The organism is Trichocoleus sp. AS-A1 (assembly GCF_039962015.1).
GTDB lineage: Bacteria > Cyanobacteriota > Cyanobacteriia > Cyanobacteriales > FACHB-T130 > FACHB-T130.
The window spans coordinates 46,833-69,553 of record NZ_JAMPKG010000013.1 but is presented as its reverse complement, the minus strand read 5'-3'; the positions used below and the strand labels follow the sequence as shown (position 1 = coordinate 69,553).

General features: G+C 48.3%; 17 protein-coding genes. 11 read left to right on the top strand and 6 right to left on the bottom strand.

What is annotated here, in order from left to right:
* Positions 1-77: 77 nt before the first annotated feature.
* The 6 genes from NC994_RS12235 (at position 78) to NC994_RS12210 (ending at position 8,971) form a co-directional block, all read left to right on the top strand.
* The gene (locus NC994_RS12235; RefSeq protein WP_190433445.1) at positions 78-2,813 is read left to right on the top strand and encodes a CBS domain-containing protein; all 2,736 of its coding nucleotides are present in this window, start codon (positions 78-80) and stop codon (positions 2,811-2,813) included.
* 139 nt (positions 2,814-2,952) lie between these two features.
* A complete protein-coding gene (locus tag NC994_RS12230; protein WP_190433349.1) occupies positions 2,953-4,401 on the top strand; it encodes a serine/threonine-protein kinase in 1,449 nt (482 codons plus the stop codon).
* A 69-nt stretch (positions 4,402-4,470) separates the two neighbouring features.
* Positions 4,471-4,797, top strand: coding sequence for a DUF6825 family protein (locus tag NC994_RS12225; protein WP_190414406.1), 327 nt, complete (start codon positions 4,471-4,473; stop codon positions 4,795-4,797).
* 140 nt (positions 4,798-4,937) lie between these two features.
* A complete protein-coding gene (locus NC994_RS12220; protein ID WP_190414482.1) occupies positions 4,938-6,695 on the top strand; it encodes an AarF/UbiB family protein in 1,758 nt (585 codons plus the stop codon).
* 39 nt (positions 6,696-6,734) lie between these two features.
* Complete coding sequence (locus NC994_RS12215; protein ID WP_190414405.1) at positions 6,735-7,463, top strand: PP2C family serine/threonine-protein phosphatase; 729 nt, start codon at positions 6,735-6,737, stop codon at positions 7,461-7,463.
* Between the two features lie 290 nt (positions 7,464-7,753).
* Complete coding sequence (locus NC994_RS12210) at positions 7,754-8,971, top strand: glycosyltransferase (RefSeq protein WP_190433347.1); 1,218 nt, start codon at positions 7,754-7,756, stop codon at positions 8,969-8,971.
* Here the strand turns inward: NC994_RS12210 and NC994_RS12205 are convergent.
* A complete protein-coding gene (locus NC994_RS12205; RefSeq protein ID WP_190433346.1) occupies positions 8,932-10,197 on the bottom strand; it encodes a glycosyltransferase family 4 protein in 1,266 nt (421 codons plus the stop codon). The genes NC994_RS12210 and NC994_RS12205 overlap by 40 nt on opposite strands.
* Positions 10,198-10,361: 164 nt before the next feature.
* Between NC994_RS12205 and NC994_RS12200 the strand changes: the two genes are divergently transcribed.
* The 5 genes from NC994_RS12200 to NC994_RS12180 all read left to right on the top strand — a co-directional run bounded on the left by NC994_RS12200 (position 10,362) and on the right by NC994_RS12180 (position 14,317).
* Positions 10,362-11,285 carry a hypothetical protein gene (locus tag NC994_RS12200; protein WP_206753512.1) on the top strand — a complete coding sequence of 308 codons (924 nt, stop codon included), beginning with the start codon at positions 10,362-10,364 and terminating at the stop codon, positions 11,283-11,285.
* A 109-nt stretch (positions 11,286-11,394) separates the two neighbouring features.
* Positions 11,395-12,078 carry a hypothetical protein gene (locus NC994_RS12195; RefSeq protein ID WP_199299499.1) on the top strand — a complete coding sequence of 228 codons (684 nt, stop codon included), beginning with the start codon at positions 11,395-11,397 and terminating at the stop codon, positions 12,076-12,078.
* A gap of 57 nt (positions 12,079-12,135) precedes the next feature.
* The gene (locus NC994_RS12190; protein ID WP_348225582.1) at positions 12,136-12,735 is read left to right on the top strand and encodes an FHA domain-containing protein; all 600 of its coding nucleotides are present in this window, start codon (positions 12,136-12,138) and stop codon (positions 12,733-12,735) included.
* A gap of 112 nt (positions 12,736-12,847) precedes the next feature.
* Positions 12,848-13,891: a UDP-N-acetylglucosamine--LPS N-acetylglucosamine transferase gene (locus tag NC994_RS12185; protein WP_190433342.1), complete on the top strand. Its 1,044-nt coding sequence runs from the start codon at positions 12,848-12,850 to the stop codon at positions 13,889-13,891.
* Positions 13,892-14,149: 258 nt separating this feature from the next.
* The gene (locus NC994_RS12180) at positions 14,150-14,317 is read left to right on the top strand and encodes a hypothetical protein (RefSeq protein ID WP_190414399.1); all 168 of its coding nucleotides are present in this window, start codon (positions 14,150-14,152) and stop codon (positions 14,315-14,317) included.
* Positions 14,318-14,423: 106 nt separating this feature from the next.
* On the opposite strand, the gene trmFO is transcribed toward NC994_RS12180, so the two are convergent.
* From trmFO to ctpA, 5 genes are all read right to left on the bottom strand, one after another.
* The gene (trmFO, locus tag NC994_RS12175) at positions 14,424-15,824 is read right to left on the bottom strand and encodes an FADH(2)-oxidizing methylenetetrahydrofolate--tRNA-(uracil(54)-C(5))-methyltransferase TrmFO (protein WP_190433341.1); all 1,401 of its coding nucleotides are present in this window, start codon (positions 15,822-15,824) and stop codon (positions 14,424-14,426) included.
* Between the two features lie 147 nt (positions 15,825-15,971).
* A complete protein-coding gene (locus NC994_RS12170) occupies positions 15,972-17,471 on the bottom strand; it encodes a site-2 protease family protein (protein ID WP_190433340.1) in 1,500 nt (499 codons plus the stop codon).
* Positions 17,472-17,490: 19 nt separating this feature from the next.
* Complete coding sequence (locus NC994_RS12165; protein WP_190414396.1) at positions 17,491-17,736, bottom strand: hypothetical protein; 246 nt, start codon at positions 17,734-17,736, stop codon at positions 17,491-17,493.
* 126 nt (positions 17,737-17,862) lie between these two features.
* On the bottom strand, positions 17,863-20,811 hold the full coding sequence (locus NC994_RS12160; RefSeq protein WP_190433338.1) for an ATP-binding protein: 2,949 nt from the start codon (positions 20,809-20,811) through the stop codon (positions 17,863-17,865).
* 642 nt (positions 20,812-21,453) lie between these two features.
* Entirely contained in the window at positions 21,454-22,689 is a 1,236-nt protein-coding gene (ctpA, locus tag NC994_RS12155) for a carboxyl-terminal processing protease CtpA (RefSeq protein ID WP_190414394.1), read from the bottom strand.
* Positions 22,690-22,721: the final 32 nt, after the last annotated feature.

Genomic DNA, 22,721 nt, shown 5'->3' with positions numbered 1-22,721 from the left:
GACACTCATTGGTCATTCGTCATGGGTCATTGGTTATGGGTCATGGGCAAAGGACTAATGACTAAGGACTCATGATGATGAATGTGATTTTGTGCCATACAACAGCAGACTTTGACACCTTGGGAGCGGCGGTGGGGCTAACCCGTCTCCAGCCGGGATCTAGGGTCGTGCTGACCGGCGGTTGCCATCCAGCGGTGCGGGATTTTTTGGCGTTGCACCGAGATGAGTATGCGCTGATTGAGCGTCGCGCTGTGAACCCAGAGCAGATTCGGTCGATTGCCGTTGTGGATACTCAAAAGCGCGATCGCGTGGGAAAGGCATCTGAATGGCTGGATTTACCGGATTTATGGGAAGTTGTCGTCTACGACCATCACCCAGACGGGGACGGAGATATTCCCGCTACCCGCACCCAAGTTGAGCCAGTCGGTGCAACTACGACTCTGATTGCCGAGCAACTCCAGCAAGAAGGCATCCAGTTGACACCTTCTGAGGCAACCGTGATGGCGTTGGGAATCCATGTGGATACAGGATCGTTAACTTATGAAGGGGCGACGGCAAGAGATGCGATCGCGTTGGCTTGGTTAATGGAACAGGGGGCAAGCTTGCGCTTAATTGCCGATTATGTTGAGCCGGGTTTATCGCCTCAATTGCAGGAACTGTTGACAGAAGCGCTGGACCATTTACAAAGAGCGACAACGTGCGGCTATACCGTTTCTTGGGTGCTGCTCAAAACCTCTGACTACGTTCCCGGCTTGTCAACGCTTGCTACTCGACTTCTGGATCTGGGCGAAAGCGATGCTTTGCTACTCGCTGCGGCGTATCCAGTGGGGGATGGAGGTGAAGAGCGATTTACGGTCATTGGGCGATCGCGCATTGAAGGCACCAATCTCAATGAATTATTTCAACCGCTGGGTGGCGGGGGGCATTCCCAGGCGGCGTCGGTGACACTTCGCGGCGTCGATTCCCAGACAACCCTGGAGCAGCTCGTCAGTCAGCTAAAACATCAAATTCCCCAGCCACTGACCGCACGGGAACTGATGTCATCGCCAGTGCGAACAATTCGCCCGGACACGACCATTGAGCAAGCCCAGAGAATTTTATTACGTTATGGGCATTCTGGTCTTTCGGTCGTGAATTCCGAAGACCAACTGGTGGGGATTGTTTCCCGGCGGGATATCGATCTGGCATTGCATCATGGCTTTAGTCATGCGCCGGTAAAAGGCTACATGGCTAACAATCTGAAGACGATTACCCCGGATACGTCCTTGCCAGAGATTGAATCGATTATGGTGACTTACGATATCGGGCGGTTGCCAGTATTGCAAGATGGGCAACTTGTCGGAATGGTGACGCGCACCGATGTCTTACGGCAGTTGCATCAGGGAAGAGGGAATGGAGGATATGTTACAGATGACGAGAGAAAAAATCCCCTTCCCAATTCCCGATTATCAATTCCGAATACTCATCAACCCCTGACCGATATTTTGCGCGATCGCCTTGCTCCTCCCTTGTGGGAATTTCTCACCAGAGCCTCCCAGCAGGCAGAACAACGCGGCTGGCATCTCTATTTGGTCGGCGGAGGGGTGCGGGATTTACTGCTCGCCAATCCCCATGAAACCCTGATGCTTTCAGATATTGACTTGGTAGTAGATGGCTTTCACCGCTCGGCGGATGTCGGAGCTGGGGTAGAACTAGCGAAAGCACTTCAACAAACCTATCCAAATGCTCGTCTGGAAGTTCACGGTCAATTTCAAACAGCCGCGCTACTGTGGCACAATGACCCAGTTTTAGACTCTCTTTGGGTAGATATTGCGACAGCTCGAACCGAGTTTTACCCTTACCCAGCGGCGAACCCAGAAGTTGAAGCAAGTTCAATTCGCCAAGATTTATATCGGCGAGATTTCACTATTAACGCCTTGGCGATGCGACTGACGCCACCCCGGGCGGGTGAATTATTAGATTTCTTTGGCGGAATGCTAGATTTGCGATCGCGCCAAATCCGTGTCCTCCATGCCAATAGCTTTATCGAAGATCCGACGCGCATTTATCGCGCCGTGCGGTTTGCAGTGCGTCTGGGATTTCAGATTGAACCACAGACGGAAGGGTACATCCGCTATGCGCTAGAGAGTGGAATTTACGAGCGATCGCTCTCTGAAAATAGCAAAGCCCCAGCGCTACAAACACGGCTGAAAGCAGAACTCAAATACATCCTCCAAGCGCCCTACTGGAAACCCGCGTTGCAGTTACTTGCCGATCTGGGGGCGTTGCGGTGCCTCCATCCCACGCTAGAGTTAGATGAGCCATTATGGAAGCAGGTGCGTTTACTAGATCGGTGTCTGCGCCGATTTGATCCCCAGAAAACCCTCGATCATTGGCAGATGCGTCTAGAAATTTTAATTGCCTACCTCGCTGGCGAATATCGCGCGAAAGTGGCAATCAATCTTCAATTACCGACAGACAGTATCGAACGATTAGATCAACTCGATCGGGATCGAGCGGATGTGGTGAAATTTTTGCCCGAATGTCACCGACCGAGTCAAATTGTCGTGTTGCTGAGACGGTACGAATTGCCTACGTTGATTTTGATTGCTGTCAAAAATTCGCGTCTGATTCGGCGGCTAATTTGGCGATATCTCACTATCTGGGCGAATATTCAACCGATATTAAACGGCAATGATTTGAAAGCCCTCGGCTACAAACCGGGGCGTGAATTCAAACCCATGTTAGATCGTCTATTGGCAGCAACGCTGGATGGAGAAATCCGCGATCGCGCTGATGCTGAAAAATTTTTGGCAGAGTATTATCCACTTTGAAGCGACTAAGAGTCAAATCCAGGAGCGGAAACACCCGCCCTAAGCAAGCCCGGTAATCAACCGCCGCTTCCCTCCCTCCTGGGACTCAAAATTTGTACCAAGACGGTAGCATAGTTGGGAAAACTGTAACAAATCTTTAATGAACTTAACGGCTGGAGCAGTCCTGAAGAACGGAAAATACGTCCTCGACGCCCCACTGGGTCAAGGTATCTTTGGGATCACCTACCGGGCGACTCATACTCAATCGGGGAAAGCGGTCGTCGTCAAAACCCTCAACGACAGTCTGAGGACTCATCCCGATTTTGAGCGGTTTGGGCAGCAATTTCTCACCCAGGCACGTCGCCTCGCTCGCTGCAAGCATCCTCACCTGGTTCGGGTTCTCGACTTGTTTGAGGAATCTCGGCGATGTTTCATCGTCATGGAGTTCCTACCGGGGCAGACCCTAGCTGAATCGCTGCCAGCGGGTCAGATTTTGCCAGAAGCCCAAGCCCTTGGCTATATTCATCAAATTGGCAGTGCCTTAACGGTGATTCACAAGGCAGGGTTACTGCACCGAGATGTCAAACCCCAAAACATCATCCGGCGTCAAGAAACTGATGATGTCGTGCTGATTGACGTTGGTTTTTGTGATGAATTTACGCAGGGAGTGACGCAAACCCAAGCCAGTTTACTAAATCCCGGATATGCGCCAATCGAACAATATTTTTCCCAGGAAAAACTCACCCCAGCGACAGATGTCTATGCTTTAGCAGCAAGTTTGTATTGCTTGCTGACGGGTCAACCGCCGGTTCCAGCACCGTTACGCGATCGCATCCCTCTGCCAAATTTACGGGAAATTCAACCCAAACTCAGCCCGACTGCGATCGCTGCGATTTTGTGTGGCTTAGAAATCAAAGCCGAGAAGCGTCCCCAAAAAGTAGAAGATTGGCTCTCCCTGTTGCCCGCTAGCAAGGCTCCACAGGCTCCCCGCGCGACCCAAACGGCTCGTCGCCCTGTAATCCCCAAATCTCAGCCTGCCCCCCAAAAGCCGCAACCAGCCAGCAACACGAAACCGAAGATATCGCTTGCTAGCGGAGTGAACTGGAATCTTAGCCAGGATGTGAAGCGACCGGGCAAAACCCGCCCCTACAAAACTCGACTAGCCAAAGTGAGTGCTGCCCCGAAAAAACTCAAAACAGCGATACGGGCAAACTTCCCGATTGCCTTTGCCAAACTGAAAATCTCGCTAGAGAGTTTCAAGATTCCAGAGGCGATGAATCGCGTCTCTACAAAGCTTGGCTCGTCAGCGAACCTTCCTAGCTTACAAAACTTAAAGTTTCCCAAACTGACACTAGGCAGAGGGCTGATGATGACCGCTGCGATCGCTACCTGTACGGGTGCTGGATTCGGCTTGGCAGTTCGCTTGAACGGAGCAATGGGACCGGGATCTTCTATCCTGCATACCGAACAATCCTTTCCACCCCGCGACGACTGGCCCATCTCAGACACCCCCGATCCCACGTCCAACGCTAACCTGCTATCACCCCCCGCTGCTGTTGTCGCACCCGTACCACCTTCCTCAGGTACACTGCCAAAGCCTAAGCTGTAACCTAGGCTGTATGTAGTATCGAGAGCAAGCAAGTTATAATTTGTTTCGGACGCACAAATAGATTTTTTCATGACGAATCCTGTAGTTCATGCCTTTTTTGTCGGCAGAGCGGTTGCAGAAGCTCTCAATGAACAGGTAGAAAACGCCGTCACCAATGCTCTCTCAGAACTCGGCAAATTTGATGCTGAACAACGAGAGTCTTTGCGGCACTTCACCTCACGAGTAACCGAACGCTCTAACGCCCAAGCTGAAACGGTGATGCGGGGGCGAACCACTACCAGCATTGTGCCTCAAGGCACCCAAACAACAGATTTGCAAGCGACGATTGATGAACTTCGGGCAGAAGTCGCTCGCTTTCGCGCCGAATTACAACGCTATCGCAGCAGCTCAGTATAAATCCTGAGAGCGCAGCGCTCTGTTCGCGTGCTGAGGGGGAATTCAGTTAAAAGTTCAGTTGTGAGTTGTTAGTTATCCAAAACTCACGCACTCAACTGCGATCGCGCCAACTACTTGAAAAAACAGACTTAGGAATCCGAGTGTCAGCCTATCCTAATGACTCTAAACTGAAGCGATACGCGGCTAGCACGCCGAGTGCCCAGCGTGCCGCTGATAAAGCCCGTAAGGATAAGGCTTATCGGTGGAACCGCGAAAGTTACTCCCATCAACGGCGCTTCGTAGATATTTGGGGGTTTGTTTTAACCTTATTGTTTAAGCTCTGGCGCTACAACAAATCTTGGAGCTATCCGGGCGGAGTTACAGAGGAAAAACAAGCCCACAGACGCAGAGCACAAGCGATTTGGATTCGAGAGACGTTCTTAGACCTAGGGCCGACTTTTATTAAAGTTGGGCAGCTGTTCTCCACCCGTGCCGATTTATTCCCTGTGGAGTATGTGGAGGAACTTTCTAAGCTGCAAGACAAAGTGCCTGCTTTTAGCTACGAACAAGCTGAGGTGTTGATTGAGAAGGACTTCAGCAAGAAAGTTTCGCAGCTTTACCGCACTTTTGACCCGATTCCCCTGGCGGCTGCTAGCTTGGGACAGGTACATAAAGCAACTCTCCACAGCGGCGAAGAAGTCGTGGTCAAGGTACAACGACCCGGACTGCGGCAGCTGTTTACGGTTGATTTGCAAATTCTTAGAGGAATTGCCCGTTTCTTTCAAAACCATCCCGACTGGGGTCGGGGTCGTGACTGGCTGGGAATCTATGAGGAGTGCAGCCGAATTCTTTGGGAAGAAATTGATTACCTGAATGAAGGCAGCAACGCCGATACGTTTCGCCGCAACTTCCGCGCCTATGATTGGGTAAAAGTGCCGCGTGTCTACTGGCGATATACGTCGCCACGGGTTGTCACTCTTGAGTACATTCCGGGCATCAAAATTAGTCACTATGAAGCGCTAGAAGCAGCAGGGCTAGATCGAAAGGAACTGGCTCATCTGGGTGCTAAAGCTTACCTGCAACAATTGCTCAACGATGGCTTCTTCCACGCCGACCCGCATCCTGGCAATATCGCAGTCAGTCCCGAAGGTGCCCTAATTTTCTATGATTTCGGCATGATGGGGCGGATTAAGTCCAACATTCGCGAGCAACTAATGGAAACGCTGTTTGGCATTGCTCAAAAAGATGGCGACCGAGTGATGCATTCGCTCGTCGAAATGGGAGCGCTGGCAGCGGTTGATGATATGGGACCCGTACGGCGATCGATTCAGTATATGCTGGATCACTTTATGGACAAGCCGTTTGAAAACCAATCGGTGAGTCAGATTAGTGAAGACCTTTATGAAATTGCTTACGACCAACCTTTTCGGTTTCCGGCGACTTTTACCTTTGTGATGCGAGCCTTCTCAACTTTAGAAGGGGTTGGAAAAGGCTTAGACCCGGAATTTAACTTTATGGAGGTTGCAAAACCCTTTGCAATGCAGCTTATGGCAGATAGTAATGGCAGTAATAGTAGTAGTAGCTTCTTGAATGAATTAGGACGGCAAGCGGCTCAAGTTAGCAGTACGGCTTTGAGTTTGCCCAGGCGGATTGAGGATACGATTGAGAAATTAGAGCAGGGCGACCTGCGAATTCGAGTGCGCTCTATTGAGAGCGATCGCATTCTTCGGCGAATGAGCAGTATTCAGTTAGGAACCAACTATACTTTGCTCATCAGTGCCTTCACTCTGTCAGCCACCATCCTCTTCGTTCAGGGTTATGTCGGGTTGGCAGTCGTGGTTGCTCTGGGGGCATCTGCCATCGCGTTTGTCCTCATTCGCTTGCTCATGCGCCTCGACCGATTTGATCGGATGTTTTGATTCGGGTAAAGTAAAGTTGCTGTTGCCAGCAGACAATATATGATTCCTCGCTCCACGGGCCTCTCTGATGCGGGACTTCTTCGTTCCGTCAACCAAGATGACTACCATATCGACCCTGATGGGCGATTTTTTATAGTTGCTGATGGCATGGGAGGACATGCAGGAGGCCAGGAGGCAAGCCAAATCGCCACTCAGGCTATCTACACCTATCTAGATGAGCATTGGCATTCCGACGAGACTTGCCCAGCGTTATTAGAAAAAGCCTTCTTGGATGCAAATCAGGCGATTTTACAAGATCAAGCGAATCATCCAGAACGCTCAGATATGGGCACAACAGGCGTTGTAGTGATGTTTCGCCAACAGCAGCCTTGGGTCGCTCATGTGGGGGACTCTCGCCTTTATCGAATGCGAGGGGCAACTCTAGAGCAAATCACTGAGGATCATACTTGGGTGGCACGGGCGATGAAAGCCGGGGAGCTGACTTCCGAACAAGCTAAAATGCACCCGTGGCGTCACGTATTGTCTCAGTGTCTGGGTCGTAAAGATTTGCGTCTGATTGAGATCCAACCGCTGGATGTGCAAGCAGGCGACAGACTGCTGCTGTGTAGCGATGGACTTACAGAAGAACTCTCGGATCAGTTGATTGCAACTCACCTCAAGGTTACTTCCTTGGAAAAGGCAGCCGACGCCCTTGTCGAGTCCGCTAAAGATAAAGGGGGCAGAGACAATATTACAGTGGTGCTGGTAGCGATTGAGGGGGGCGACTGAGCAGGAATAGCGGTCAGGTGATTCCCCGTCCTTAAAAAACTCACGCCACCATCGCCTGCGGCTCCCTGCCCCTAATCCCCGCCAATGGGGATTAGCTGTCTCATTCCGTTGAGCGCTGAATAACTCGTTCGCAGAAAGGGAATAAGATCCTGGGTTTTTCAAATTTTTCCTGAATTAAACGAAATCCCTCTAGGTTAGACAAAACGTTAAGGGAATCAGATTCACAACTGAGCGATCGCATTTTAGACTTTAGACTTTAAACAGTCCTAGTAGCAATTCTTTAGAGTCCCTTGAGACGTCTTCTTTTTCTCACGGAACGGTTTCCCCCAGATATTGGTGGGTTAGCGAGTAGCGCCGGACGCATCGCCGCCGCCCTCTGCCAGTTGGGCATTGAAGTAGACGTTGTGGCGTGGAGTCGTTACTTGCAACCGGGAGAAGTCCAGAGTTCAGACGTAGCTAGCAAGGCAACTGGGCACGCCGAAAGTCAAAATTTCCAAACTATCAAACATCTCAAAGTCTATCGGGTGGGGCTATATCGCCACTGGGATATGACGATGCCTCATACGCTTAACGTCCTCGACTGGCTGCATCAGTGCCGTGGGTACGATGCTGTTTGGGGGCACTATGTCTTCCCCAGTGGGTTCTTAGCTACTTGGTTTGCAGCGACAAATGGCCTTCCCAGCACGGTAAGCGCCCGTGGGAATGATATCGATCGAGCCATGTTTCCACCGGGAGATTTTGCGCGACTGCAATGGACGTTGTTAAATGCCCGTTTGATTACGGCGGTGAGTGCTGATATGGCCCGAAAGATTCAGCTACTCGCCCAGCGGGATAATGTGATGGTTTTGAAAAATGGCGTCAACGAGCGGGTATTTTCGCCCCCCATTATCGGCGCAACTCATGAATCATCCCTTCTGAGAGCATCTTTAGGCATTGCTCCTGATGAAGCGGTACTGGGATTTTCCGGAGAATTACGAGAAAAGAAGGGGCAGCAGTTTCTTCTGAATGCCTTAACAATAGTCCGCGCTCAGCGTCCTGCGTGTTTGTTAATTATCGGGGAAGTGCGGGCGTCTCAAGAAGCAGCACTACAACTGTATGCGACTCAGCATCCAGAAGACGCCAAGCGGGTGATTATTACCGGACATTTAGCGAGTCCTGCGGCGGTAGCGGGGCATCTGCGGCTGTGTGATGTCTATCTGCAACCTTCTGTATGGGAGGGGATGCCGAATGCGCTGCTAGAAGCGATCGCTTGTGGTTGTTGCTGTATTGCCAGCGATGCCGGTGGAATTCCAGAGGTGATTGAGCATGGGAAAAGTGGATTTTTGCTTCCTCGTTCCCAGTTACATCGACTGGGTGAGGCGGTGCTGGAGTGTTTAGATTTAGAGCCAAGTGCTAGGCGTCAGATTGGGATGGCAGGGCGCGATCGCATTCTCGCTGAATTTTCTCTAAAACATGAAAATCAGCGGCTTCAAACTGTTATCGATCGTTTAATCCCAATTTCCTCATAAGCTGCCACCAAAGCATCACCCGCGTGTTTCCAAGTGTAAGCATTTTCGATCTGCTGACGGGCATTCCTCGCCAAATTTCTTGCCAATTCTGGTTCTGTTTTCAACCTCAGTAAAGCATCTTTAATTGCCTTTGCAGAACCCGGTTTCACGAGTAGAAAATGCACCCCATCCTCACCCAATTCTCTCGCTACTGGTAAATCGCTAGCAATCACTGGCGTACCTGTCGCCATTCCTTCCAAAATCTTTAAAGGACAACAACCCTGAACCAGATTTCGGTCATTGGGCGTCAACGGAGCCAAAATTACATCAGATGCATGAATTTTTTGGACGAGTTCCGCTTGCGATACAGGGTCTAAAATCGTGAGAGACTCTGCTACTCCTAGTTTTAAAGCTAGCTGTTTTAAGGCTAAGATCTGAAAGTCGCGACCTTGTCCAAGGACTGTTAATTGAGTAGGAAAATCCCGGTCAGCAAGTGCCAGTGCTTCAACAGCAAGATTAATCCCTTGCCAAGGGGAAAACGTCCCAAAATATAACACCTGAAATCGAGGCTGAGTCTTTATTGAATCATTTTCAATCTGTAGGGGTGACGTTTCCTTGTCCTGATAGGGAAGATTTGGATACTCGGCATCCCTAAATTTTGAAGGACGATAAGTAAATATATCTAAATCAACTCCATTGGGAATGACGCGGATTTTTGAGCCGGGAACCCCTCTTGTTTGGAGATAGTCTCTGGTTACGGAACTAGGCGTTAAAATTAAATCTGATGCTTCTAAACAAATTTTTTCTTGCGCCTTTAATTTGTGCAATAATTCCCGATCTTCTGCCACTGCTGGATAGCGATATTTGAGTTCAATGGATGGCAATCCATTAACTTCAAAAATTAAATACTTACATAATTTTCCTTTGCTCAGGGCAATGGGAAATCCTTCATAAATAGAACGGATATGCACTGTCTCAAACCACTGATTCTGCCACCAATTGCCCAGCATCGCGCGAAAATAAAGCACTCGATTAATTAACGTATCTCCTAGCGCAGGTAACATGGATTGGATAACATGAGGTGATTCCCTCTGATTTACTGCGTAGGCTGTCGGGGAAACTGTCACTAGCTGAATGTCGCCAAAAGCATCTGCCAAAGCTTGAGTAAAAGCAGAAATATGAATTGCGGCTCCCTTGGGCGCTGGTACGGTATCAAAAGAAACGTAAACTATTCTAGAATCGTTCATCAACTAAACTATGACTCAATTTTGCCCTAAGATTCTAACTTTTTGTAACGATAATTACCACTTCCGAGAACGTATCTGTTATCAAAGCGTTTGAGTGTGATTTTAGGTAAGCGATCGCTACCTTCCGTAATTCCCGATTCATTGATATTGAATTTTTATTACAAATGTCAATAAATTTAGAAACCTTTCGCAAATCTCTGACTTATTCGGTGACGGCTGCTGTTTCTGATATTGTCAAAGACTTAAGGGAAATGGCAACCCTAGATAGAGCCTCGGAGGCAAAGCAAACAAAGTTTGGAAGTTTAGCAACCAAATGTGTTATTGGTGCGATTACTTCAATTGTTATAGCGTTCATTTTAATGATAGTTGTAGGAGAGATGGGAGATGGGATTCAATTATTTGGAAATATTGTAACTGTTTTCTTATTGTTTGTTGGATTAGGATGTACGATCGTAGCGATTTATGCAGGAATAAGGAGGAGTAAATATAGCCGATTAAATTTACCAAATCATCGCTATGCATTAACGGAAAAAATTTTGGAAATGCTGGAGCGAGATATGGATAAGGAAGCTAAGGTCAGTGTTCATTTAGATCTCAGTCCAGCCCATCAAAAATCTAAGCAGATTAAAACAGTTGCCCATCCCTCGAAATCAGGATTTAAAATAGATATTTTCCAAGATGATTGGCTAAAAATGGAAGGACAATTTTTAGATAAAACTCGTTTTGTATTAACAACTTCTGAGCTAAATCAGACCGCTTATGGATGGAAAACTTCTAGAAGCGGCAAATCAAAATACAAAACGAAATCGAAAGCCAAGGGATTAGATATCAGTCTGGATTTAACTTATCCGCAACGACGGTACGGGGCAATCAAAGTTCTGAACAATGAAGCTGTGAATGCAGTAAAAATTCCAAAACTGACTAAGGTAAAACGGATGAGAGTGACGGATAAGGGAATAAACTTAGTCGTGAAAATGCCACCTTCGATGCCTTGGAACGAAGAAACATTATATCAAACTATCACGATGATGTTTCTCAGCCTGTATCAAGTTCTAAATTTAGCTCGGATGTTATCTAAGGCAAAGTAAGTAAAAGTAAAAACATATTTAGTTTGTTTGCAAAAATCCGGAACATTAATTATGCAAACTGTTACTAGATAGAGAAAGGATTTTGGTGGAAACTTGAACAATGAATAACATGAACAGAACATTTTTTTCCGGCTTAGCTTTGGCAGCGGTAATACTGCTAGGTTCTTGTAGTAATTCTGTTAAGCAGGCACCAGAAGTATCTACAACATCTAACCCGCAAACATCTCCAATTACTCAAAATAATTCGTCAGCGGTGACGACTAATACAGAGAAGATAAAATTTAAGCAAGAGGGGGGTGCGGAAGATTTTGCCCTGAAACCAGAGGCGGATGGGGCAAAATTGCTTGATGGAAAGGACAAAGAATTAGCTCGATTTAATGTTGATGGTGGGGGAAAAGTAAAAATCAAGAATCCTGCCGATCAAGTTTTAGGCTACATTGTAACAAAAGAGGGTTACTGGAAGATTGAGAATGCAGATCAAACAAAAGAATTGTATGTTTTGCGAAGACAGAATGATGGAGATTACAAGTTAGAAGATGCGGCAGATAAAGAAATTTACAGGATTAAGGCGCGAGATTACGGTTTTGAGGTTGAGTCACCGGATAAACAGTCGCTTTACAAGGTGAAAGTAAAGAATGGTAAAACTTCTCTGATAAATGCAGCGGACAAACCAGTTTTTTCTACAAAATCTCAGGTAAACCCAGCTGCGATCGCTAGCTTCGGATTCGACGTTTTAAGCAAAGAACAACAAGCCGCTTTAGCTTATGCAGTTAATCGTTCGGGAGGGAAATAATCCTTGCAAATTCAACTGAGTTGGATAGATCTAGCCACCGGCGAAAGACGAGAACCCATGTTAGAAACGCCTGTCGCCTTGGGTCGAGAATTTGCCTCAATGCCGCAGGAAATTGATGGTAATCGGGTTGCTAGAATTGTGCTAGCCAACGAGCAAGTGGCTGAATACCATGCTCTAATTGATGTAGCGAATGGCGAGTTAATCGTAGTCGATCAAAATAGCAGTACTGGCACCTTAATTAACAGCGTCCGGTTGCCCAGTAGTACGCTAATAGATGGCGATCGCTTGCAAATTGGCCCCTACGAAATTCAACTCAATCCCAGCAGCAGTCAGGCTACCAGTTCATCGGGGATGGCTGCAAGTGGAGAATGCGATCGTATGGTGGGATTTCTCTTCAAACGTCGCTGCGGACGCACTACAAACATTGGCTGTCCTTATTGTAGTTACCCAGATAATAACCCCTATTACTACGATTATTCCTATTACTCTGGATATGGTAACTACAATCGCGGTTATTGGGGCAGCAACTACTATGACAACCGCGATCGCTATGATTATGACCCGGACACTGGCAATGTCGATTTCACCGAAGCAGACAATATGAGTCTAGAAGGAGAAATGGATGCCGATTTTGAGATGGATATGGGGGCAAGTTAAATTTTTAACGCAGAAGTACGCCAAGGATAACGCAGAGGTACGCTAAGAAAAAAGGATTCCTTAGCGTACTTTTGCATTTACCTTTGTATTCTTTGCGTTGAAAACTCCGAAAATGTCAACTTGGTTAATTTATGCTTTGGGAGGCGGTTGGGGACATCTTACCCGTAGCTTATCTCTCGGACGAATGGCTACCCGTTACCATAACGTCAGAATTCTTACGAATAGCCCTTATGCAACTTACTTGCGCGGGGAAGATTGCGATGTGCAAATCATTGCACCTGACGCTGGTTTTGGGGCGACTTGCGAACAAGTGCGGGATGTTTTATTAAACACCCGTTACGACTGTTTAATTGTCGATACTTTTCCTCGCGGGTTGGGTGGTGAGTTGGCAGATATTTTGCCCCAGTTAAAGCACATTCCCCGAATTTTAGTTCACCGCGATATCACCCCAGCTTATATTCACCGTTTTGAGTTGCGTTCTTTTGTTAAAGAAAACTTTGATGCGGTTATTGTGCCGGGAGATGGAGAAGATTCGCCGCTAGCAGATTTACCAATTGTCTATTACACCAGTCCCTGGTTAATTCGCAATGCTGAGGAACTGCCAGATAGAAAAAAGGCGCGATCGCTACTTGGTCTTGATGCTTTGTGTCATAAACCTGGCGATTGTAAGTCGCAGCTACACAAACAAACCCCACCAGCGGAGGTTAGAAAAAAGATTATCCTTGTCTGTGCCGCCGGACAAGCTTCCGAATTATCTTTCTTTGGTAAGTTATCAACTCACCTAGATGCAGCGTTTCCAGAGGCAGCGGTGCGTGTCTTAGCACCTGTCTGTCCAGATGGATGTCCGCCGCAGTTGTGGGTGTCTCACTCGCCAGGAATCGAATGCCTCCTAGCGGCTGATGTCGTTGTCGGCGGCGCTGGTTATAACACGGTTTATGAATGTGCTGCGGTGGGCGTCCCGTTAGTCGCTTTTGCCTTTAAGCGACTATATGACCGTCAAAAAGTTAGGGCTTTACGATGCGCCTACTGTGTTGAAGAGATTGAGGACGCGATCGCGACTGTGGCAATGCTGCAAAATCAGGTATCCAATCGCCCTGCGGATTATCCTAATGGTGCTGTAGAGGCAGTACGGCTAATTGAGAAACAATTTACCTGAACGCACAGATTTCCATTATAAAAATATACTATCAAAAAATCATTTGTACAAGCTGCTTTAGGTAATTTAAAGCCTAAAAAAGCCTTAGCAAAAGATTGTTAAATTCAATTCTTAAGCAACCAGTTCTGCTTGTTAGACAACTGAGTATAAAGCTATTAAGTATCGCTGTATACATTTATTTGATAATTCTTAAGTTAGATGAAGTTTCTGGCAGTTGTAGCAAACTGGGTAATAAATAACCATAAACCATTAACAACCATGAAAACTAACGAAGCAACCAATCGTGGGGCTACCACTGAGCAAGGTGAAAGCAAACAGGAGCTTAATCAAAAAACCTCTAAGCAATTTCTTATCAGCACGACAATCGGAGTATTAACAATTCTCGTAGTTGCTGCAAGTTATTATTTCGGACTCATGGGATCTTAATGCTACTGAGGAAGGTGGATCAAATCACTTACACTCATTCCCATTCTGGAGGGGATGGCAGCGCCATCTCCCTATGCAAAATGGGAGGTTAATTAAATCCCGTTCCTTATTCAATGGAAGCGCTTGTTGCTTCTCGTTCCAAGCTCAGCTTGGGAACGAGCAATTTAGCCGCAGCTTTCCAACTCGCTAAATCGGCAAAAGAGCGATCGCGATAAACTCCATATCGCTCCTGCTTATTGCGAATCCGAGTCGGCAGTTCCGGCAAAATTCCGAAATTAGGCGGCATTGGTTGAAAATGCTTTGATGACGCCGAACTAATAAATTCAAACAACGCCCCCATCATCGTCGTTCCTGGTAGCGTTAGCGGATCTTTGCCCAAAGCCAGCCGCGCCGCATTCGTCCCTGCCAGCCAGCCACCCGCCGCCGCTGCCGTATAGCCCTCAGTCCCCACCAATTGCCCCGCCGCTAGCAACGTGGCGCGTTTGTGGAATTGCAAAGAAGGTTTTAACAGTTGGGGCGCATTAATAAACGTGTTGCGGTGCATCACGCCCAGCCGCACAAACTCAGCATTTTCCAACCCTGGAATCAGATGAAACACTCTCTTTTGTTCGCCCCAGCGCAAATTCGTCTGAAATCCTACCAGATTCCACAACTGCCCCGCCTTATCTTCTTGACGCAACTGCACCACCGCATAAGGACGTTGCGACTGATTTTCTGGGGCGCGGAAATCGCCTTTACGGGCATCAAACAATCCCACCGGCTTTAACGGGCCATAACGCATCGTATCTTCCCCCCGCTGCGCCAGTTCTTCAATCGGCAGACAAGCTTCAAAAAACTTAGCCGTTTCCCGCTCAAAGTCTTTCAATTCGGTTTGTTCAGCCTTACAAAGTTCCTGCCTAAAGTGGAGATACTGCTCCCGATTCATCGGGCAATTGAGATAAGCCGCGTCTCCCTTGTCGTAACGAGAAGCCAAGAAAGCCACATCCCGATTAATCGATTCTCCCACCACAATCGGGCTGGCGGCATCGAAAAAGCTCATGTATTCCATGCCCGTGAACTGCTGCAAATCTTCAGCCAAATCGGGACTGGTGAGCGGGCCACTGGTGAGGACGACAATGCCTTCTGTGGGGATTTGGCGCAATTCACCGCGTCGTAACTCAATCAGGGGATGATTCGCGAGGATTTCTGTCAATTCGCGGCTAAATACGCCCCTATCCACCGCCAAGGCACCCCCAGCGGGAACCGCGTGTTCGTCGGCTTTATTAATAATCATTGAGCCGAGACGACGTAATTCTTCATGCAAAAGACCGGCTGCGCGATCGCTCGACATTGCCCCAAAGGAATTACTGCACACCAATTCTGCCAGGTGTTCGGAGTGATGGGCGGGGCTAAACCGTAACGGTCGCATTTCGTGCAGCACCACTGGCACACCCGCATTCGCAATTTGCCACGCCGCTTCCGTCCCCGCTAAACCACCACCTATCACCTGAATCGGCTGTTTTTCCATTGTTCTTATTCCTTGGCTAATGGCTAATGAGAGTGATGAGTTACAAGAAAATTCTTGAATTCACAACTCATAACTCAGACACGATTAATCGCGTCTCCCTTAAAACTTTTTACCAATTCCCAATTACCTTTTACTCAATTATCTGAATCAAACCTTCAACAACTGCGCGAGATTTCCTGGCACTGGCAATAAAATGCTCACTAAAAGCGCCAAAACTAACAATCCCCAGAAATCGCGCTTGTTGTCAAGTTCGCTCACATCATTCAGCGCCGGTTCATCAGAAACTGGCATCAAGAATAAGAATATTGCCCAAATAAACAAATCTGGCTGAACAAGAGACAATCCCAGCATCAACAGTCTGCTAATTTGACCAATCATCGCCCCATTTCGTTGCCCAAACATGGCATGGACAATGTGACCGCCATCCAGATGTCCTACCGGCATCAACTTAAACGCTGTCCAGATAAAACCGATATAAGCCGCCACTCCCACTGGGTGAAGCTTGATTGCCGTGTTTGCTGTCAGTTCAGATCCCAGGGCCCCTTTACTTAGCAAAGTTAATAACAGGGAAAACCGGGGATTCAAAGAAGTGAAGTTTAAGATACTCGACTGCTCCGACACAGCAACCACATCCGAGTGCGCTAATCCCCAAAACAATAGCGGTAACGTCACCAAAAAACCAGCAACGGAACTAGCAATGCCCAAATCGAATAACGCTTTGCGACTGGGTACGGGCGATCGCCGCCCAATGAACGCTCCAAATGTGCCCAAGAAAAAAGGAACGGGGATAAAGTAAGGCAGCGTGGTGCGAATTTTGTAATATTGGGCACTCAGGTAATGACCGAGTTCGTGGATGCCTAAGATAGCCACCAATGCCAAAGCATAGGGCAGTCCTTTTAACAGCAAAGCTGGGTTAGATTGCAGTGCGGCGTTAGAAACTTCTGAAATTTCCACCCCAACTAAAGTAGTGGTAAACAAAGTTACAAGCAGCAGCCCTAAGGCTAAAGCCGGTCGTTTTAAAGGTTCGGTTTGCTGCTGTGCCTGCGAGTGAGCTTGGGGATTGGGAACCAGTGCGAAGAACGGACTCCCATTCAAACCTTCTTGAAAGACAACAAAGAAGCGATCGCCAAATAATTTCTCAATATTCTCCCGAATTGTCTGGTACGCCACCTCCGGATTCGTTCGCAACTTCCCGCGACAAATCACCGCTTGGGGTCGGTAATCGATGTTTTGGAGGTAATAGATAGACCAGGGAAAGCAATTGCGAAGATTTGTTTCCTCCGTTTTATCAATCGGACGGACGGTACTCCCTGCATCGCCCGCAGAAACAGGCTGTACCTCAGATGGATTCTGAGCTTGTTCCGCCACCATTTCTTGCGGTTTTGGCGGCGGGGTAAAATCTCGACGCCCCCACTGAATCAGCAGCCAGTACAATATCGGGCAAATGATAAACGGGGCAATCTCCAAAGCTGGCGGCATTCGCTTATCTTCACCGTAGACCAAAATCCAGGCACTCCAAATGAATGCCGGTGTCATCATCACCATCCACAAAAGCCAGATTGGGGTTCGGGTGATGCTGGCAACACTGCGCTTCACGATGAAGTAAGTAAACAGTCCTAGTAACAGTAGGAGCAACCAGAGTTCCATGATCTAAATCTGAATTGGTCTACAGGAGAATTAACTGGCTAGCAATTAGCCATTCCAGATTGGCAATTAACGTGCCAGCCAATTGCTTAAAAGAGCAAAGTGCAAGCAGATTCTCCAGAATACAGCGCCACCATCCCGACTTATAACCCCTCGAAGGAACAGCCGCATCCAGCACGTAAAACTTCAACTGGCTGTCCTTGACACCATCCTTAACACCATTTGTGCATCTCCACCCAATCGGGACACATCGGATGGAACACCCCATTCCATTGTAGAAAACCCAGGGGATATCCCGACCGATTGTTTTGAAGGTTTGCCGAAAACAAAGTCGGGAGTCGCTAGATGTCGCTAGATTTTATTTATTCTTTGCGACCGATTCTCCCTCACCCCTTCACTTTGGATTTTGGGCTAGAAGATAAACCACGAATACCGTTCCCGCATCTACCTCTGAATGGAAGCTAATCGTGCCGCCATGCATCTCCACCAACTGGCGAGTTAAAGCCAATCCCAACCCAGTCCCTTCGTGCTGCCGATGCAGAGAGCTATCAATTTGTTGAAACGCCTCAAACAAAAGATGCTGTTTCTCCATCGGAATCCCAATTCCCGTGTCTGCCACCTCAATCATCGCCTGGTTACTTTCACACTGCATCCGCAGCCATACCTCACCCCCTGGTGGTGTGAACTTTACCGCATTCGAGAGTAGATTCAGCAAGATTTGCCGCACGCGCCGTTCATCCCCCCAAAATTCATCGGTGGGAGGCAACTCAGCGAAATCCCCTGTTAGCTTCACCTGTTGGACTTGAGCCTTTTCTTGCAGCAGTTCCAAACTTTCAATCCCTACCTGACGCAGAGAAAACTGACTGAGGGTTAAAGACGCCTTACCGGATTCAATCTTAGATAAATCGAGAATATCGTTAATCAGCTGCAACAGGTGCTGTCCGCTATTGTGAATAATCTTGAGATATTCTTTCTGTTTTCCGCTCAGTTCGCCAAAATACGGTTGCATTAAAGCGGAGGACATCCCAATCACAGATGTGAGCGGTGTCCGCAATTCATGACTCATGGTTGCTAGAAACTCAGTTTTCGCCTGAGAAGCTGCATTCGCAGCAGTCAAGGCATCTTGCAACTGCTCGGTTCTCAGAGATAGCGCCTGCTTCGTCTCCACTAGCTCCGTAATTTCACGGAAAGTCCCCAAGCAAGCATAAACCTCACCATTAGAGTGCTTCAACGGCACTCTGGAAGTGTCGAAGTGGTGAATCCCATCTGGGAAAACTAGGGTTTCCTGTTCGTGTAGCGTTTCTCCCGATTCAAAAACCCGCAAATTTTGTTTGGCAAACGACTTAGCAATCAGAGGCGGGAAGCATTCTAGAATCGACCGATCCTGAACGGCATATCGGTTGTCAAACCCCATCCTTTGAGCAAAAGCATGATTGCAAAAGCGCAGACGCAGATTCTCGCGCTCGACCACAAAAATGTAGTCTGGGTGAGCATCAAAGAAACTTTCCAGCTCAGCGGTGCGTTCTCGTACCAAGGCTTCTAGGGTTTGGTTTTGCGCCTGAATTTGTTGGTAAAGGGTTGCTTGGTAGATAGCGATCGCTAGTTGGTCGGCAACGGTCGTGATAAATCTTAACTCCGACTCGTGCCAGTAACGGGGAAATTGATCCTGAGCGAAGGTTAAGCAGCCCCAAATCTTTTGCTGTCGGTGAATTGGCACCATTAACCAAGCGCCCGGATATTTTGCCGCCAAAGAGCGATTCATCGGGTCATCCACTAAGCGCGTATCGCTCACCTGGACAACCTGTAGATTTCGCAGCGTTCTGGAACAACAGTTTTTTTGATCGGGAACGATCAAGTTCATGGCTGTGAGGATATCAGCATGAGCGCGATATTCAGTCAGCGGCTTCCAACACTGCTGTTCCTCTAAATACTGAAAAATCAAACATCGATCTGCCACCAAAAGATGACCCAGTTCCAGCGTCACCGTTTCAAAGATATGGGACAGTTCTAAAGAGGCCCGGATTTGGGCAACCAGCCGATTTAATAGCGCCGCATGAGTAATTCGTTCCTCCGCTTGCTGGTAAAGCGTCGCCAGGTTGTGTCCTCGCTCTACCAATTGCAGCGCCAGATGCAGTAATTGCCGCTCTCCCGGTTGCCACTCCCGCTTCTCATCCCATTGCTCAAGCAGTAGCAAACCAACCAGTCCAGACGCACCGTGTAGAGATGCCATCTCTCGCGGCTCGATTTTCTGCGGGTGTGTATGCAACCAGGTCAAAAAGATAGATTCGGCAGCCGTTGAGCCAATGTTTCGCTCAGTTGCCCAAGGATTGCCCTGATGATGTTTGAGAAGGCACTGTTCGATGTTTGCCCATTCAGGATCGTGAGTTTGCCGAGCCGAAAGGGGGATAGATGAATCGTGGGCGATCGCACTCCACAAGGTACGCTCATCTTTGGCGCTATAGAACGCAATTAAACACCGACTAACCCCAAAAGTCTCTTGAATCAACACCGCCGAACGCTGCAAAATTACCTGCGCTCCCTGGCTTGACCAGCTAATTCGTAGCAGTTCTTGGAGTAACTTTTCTGGCTGTTGCCAACTCGGCACTACAGCCTGGGGAATGGGGGGTTGGACAAGGTGCGCCTGGATTCCCGGCTCCCTCAACAAGGCGGTTTTAATCTGAATGTCGGTTGTAGGATTGCCGATTAAACTCGCCCCAGCACTGCTACAAGCATTTGTATCTGCTTTTTCTGGAGTCTGAGTGCTAATTTGACTGGTTAAGATAGCACTCACCAGCGTTGATGTGAATTCGCTCTGCAAAGCTGGGAGATTGGGTTGAGGGAACCAATCGGCAATGGCTCGCTCGAAAAGAGGGGAGATTTCTGGGGTTAAGTGCAACCCGCGAGAAATTTCGGCGCAAATACTGCCCACAATCGCCGGATCGAAGCCAAAACACAGCTCGTAAGGATTGGCGTTTAGTTCAGAATTCTCAGTGGTTTTGTAGCTGTGCAACATCACATTGAAGCGATCGCCCAGTCCCAAAATTACCAACGAGGGCACCTTGCTTTGAGTCTCTGGAGTTGAGCTAAGGGTTCGAGTTAACTTCCGCAGCTTCAACGAACAAGGCAACCATCTGTGTTGATTCTCACATTTATTCTCGCAATGGGTTGCTGATGGCTTCCCCATTGCCAGATTCAAAAAACAGTTGGGCGGGGTCAGCAGCTCCGGCAAGCCCAAAGCACCTGCTTCTGGGGATGCATACCCGCACCGCGCTCCTTTTGATTGTCTCTCCGGGCACAGGTCGCTCGGAGTAAAGTCAGACTTACCCCCGGCGATGAGTACCACTCTGGAATCTGGTTGTGAAGCTAAAAACTTCAGCAATGAGTGGGCAACAGATAAAACTGTTGACCGACTGATAGAGTATCTAAGATCGTTTGCCAGGAAAACCATGAGCGCGATCGCTATATTTAGGGGTAAAAACTCTCACCAGTGGTAGGCGTGCCTTAAAAATTAAGCAATCGCATGGGCCCGTGCGATCGCAGTTAAAACTCACTCAGCCTCAGATTTTTCTAGAATCTATTTCCACTCAAGCCGAGCATTGCTTGATTCCCAATTTACACTGCTCTTTCATTGTGGAATCAAACTTACTGCACTCGCTTCGGTAAATGCACTATTAAGTTTTATCTAGATTTTCTTTTTTTGCGATTTTGGTATTACTCACAACAGAAATCAAAGAACTGAAGGCTGTTATTATCAGCCGTTAGGCGATATCCGTTAATGTTTATAGTCGTTGTGTTCGGTGCGAAGCACGGACTAAGCACTAAGCAAGAATTCTCTCAATCCATCTGCCCCTGAAGCACCTGTGCCTCTTCAGTTCCTCAGTCCTAACTCCTAACTCCTCAGCCCTCAGCCCTAACTCCTCAGCCCTCAGCCCTCAGTCCTCAGTCCTCAGCCCTCAGCCCTCAGTCTTCAGTCCTGACTCCTGAATCAAGCCGCATCCGCAACGACCGCATTAGCGGTTAACACCTCCAACGCCGTTTTATATTGCTGGTCTGCTTCCGTACCCACCTGATCAAGCGTAATTGGCTCCAGAGGCACTTCCCGATCTGGCGTAATGCCAAGCTTGTTGATATCGTGATGGTTTGGCGTTTCGTACTTGGCAACCGTCACCGCCAATCCTGACCCATCTGAGAGGTCAAACAAAGATTGAATTAGGCCTTTGCCAAAAGTTCGAGCGCCTACCAATTGGGCACGACCATTGTCTTGAAGTGCCCCAGCCAGAATCTCGCTAGCACTGGCGCTTCCCTGATTCACTAAAACAACGAGAGGAGCGTGGGTAAGAGCTGGTGCAGACGCCTCAAAACTGCCCAGAATGCCTTGTCGGTTGACCGTATAGACAATCGTGCCTTCATCCAACCACATCCGCGCAATCTCAATGCCTGCCTGCAAAAGCCCTCCTGGATTATTTCTCAAATCGAGCAGATAAGCTTGTGCCCCTTGTTTCTCCAACTTGGTGACGGCATTCGCCAGCTCAGTTGGGGCATTGGCACTAAACTGACTCAGGCGAATGTAACCCACCGGGAGGCGAGAACTGCTGGAATCTAAGACTGCATAAACGGGGTTGAGGGCAATTCGCGATCGCACTAGGGTAATTTCTTCAGGCGTTTTTGTCTCCCGTTGCATCAGGAGCCTCACCTCTGTGCCCGCAGCGCCCCGCATCCTCGCGGCGGCTTCATCGAGGGTCAGTTGGGCACTCTGGATGCCATCAATTTCCAGGATGCGATCGCGCGATCGGATTCCCGCCTTCGCAGCAGGCGAACCGTCAATTGGTGCCACCACTTGCAACTCGCCCGTTTCGGCATCAAGGGCAATTTGCAGTCCCACCCCTTGAAGCTCTCCGGAAGTATTCACCTGTAAACTTCGGTACTGGTCGGGTTTTAAAAACCGCGTGAACGGATCTTCCAGAGTTTTGAGCATATTTTGAATTGCCGTGTAAGTCGCCTCACGATTAGACAGAGGCTGCTTGATCGCCTTCTGACGAGCCATCCACCAGTTTTGTTGATTGAAACTGTCATCCACGTAAGCATAGTTGACAATTCGCCATGCTTCCGATAAAAGCTGCTGTTCCTCCGTTAAAGCGATCGCTGGCGAAGTCCACCAACTTAACGTAAAGATAGTTTGTATGATTAGTACGAATACAACCCTTAACACTCGTTTGTGCATGACACAGAATCCCCCTTTCGGGCTATGTTACA

Bases quoted from the DNA above. Each gene is read 5' to 3' on its own strand.
- NC994_RS12235 (WP_190433445.1), top strand. From the start codon at position 78: ATGAATGTGATTTTGTGCCATACAACAGCAGACTTTGACACCTTGGGA.
- NC994_RS12185 (WP_190433342.1), top strand. From the start codon at position 12,848: ATGTCAACTTGGTTAATTTATGCTTTGGGAGGCGGTTGGGGACATCTT.
- NC994_RS12195 (WP_199299499.1), top strand. From the start codon at position 11,395: ATGAACAGAACATTTTTTTCCGGCTTAGCTTTGGCAGCGGTAATACTG.
- NC994_RS12170 (WP_190433340.1), bottom strand. From the start codon at position 17,471: ATGGAACTCTGGTTGCTCCTACTGTTACTAGGACTGTTTACTTACTTC.
- NC994_RS12230 (WP_190433349.1), top strand. From the start codon at position 2,953: ATGAACTTAACGGCTGGAGCAGTCCTGAAGAACGGAAAATACGTCCTC.
- NC994_RS12165 (WP_190414396.1), bottom strand. From the start codon at position 17,736: ATGGGGTGTTCCATCCGATGTGTCCCGATTGGGTGGAGATGCACAAAT.
- NC994_RS12215 (WP_190414405.1), top strand. From the start codon at position 6,735: ATGATTCCTCGCTCCACGGGCCTCTCTGATGCGGGACTTCTTCGTTCC.
- NC994_RS12190 (WP_348225582.1), top strand. From the start codon at position 12,136: ATGTTAGAAACGCCTGTCGCCTTGGGTCGAGAATTTGCCTCAATGCCG.
- trmFO (WP_190433341.1), bottom strand. From the start codon at position 15,824: ATGGAAAAACAGCCGATTCAGGTGATAGGTGGTGGTTTAGCGGGGACG.
- NC994_RS12200 (WP_206753512.1), top strand. From the start codon at position 10,362: ATGTCAATAAATTTAGAAACCTTTCGCAAATCTCTGACTTATTCGGTG.
- NC994_RS12225 (WP_190414406.1), top strand. From the start codon at position 4,471: ATGACGAATCCTGTAGTTCATGCCTTTTTTGTCGGCAGAGCGGTTGCA.
- NC994_RS12180 (WP_190414399.1), top strand. From the start codon at position 14,150: ATGAAAACTAACGAAGCAACCAATCGTGGGGCTACCACTGAGCAAGGT.
- NC994_RS12205 (WP_190433346.1), bottom strand. From the start codon at position 10,197: ATGAACGATTCTAGAATAGTTTACGTTTCTTTTGATACCGTACCAGCG.
- ctpA (WP_190414394.1), bottom strand. From the start codon at position 22,689: ATGCACAAACGAGTGTTAAGGGTTGTATTCGTACTAATCATACAAACT.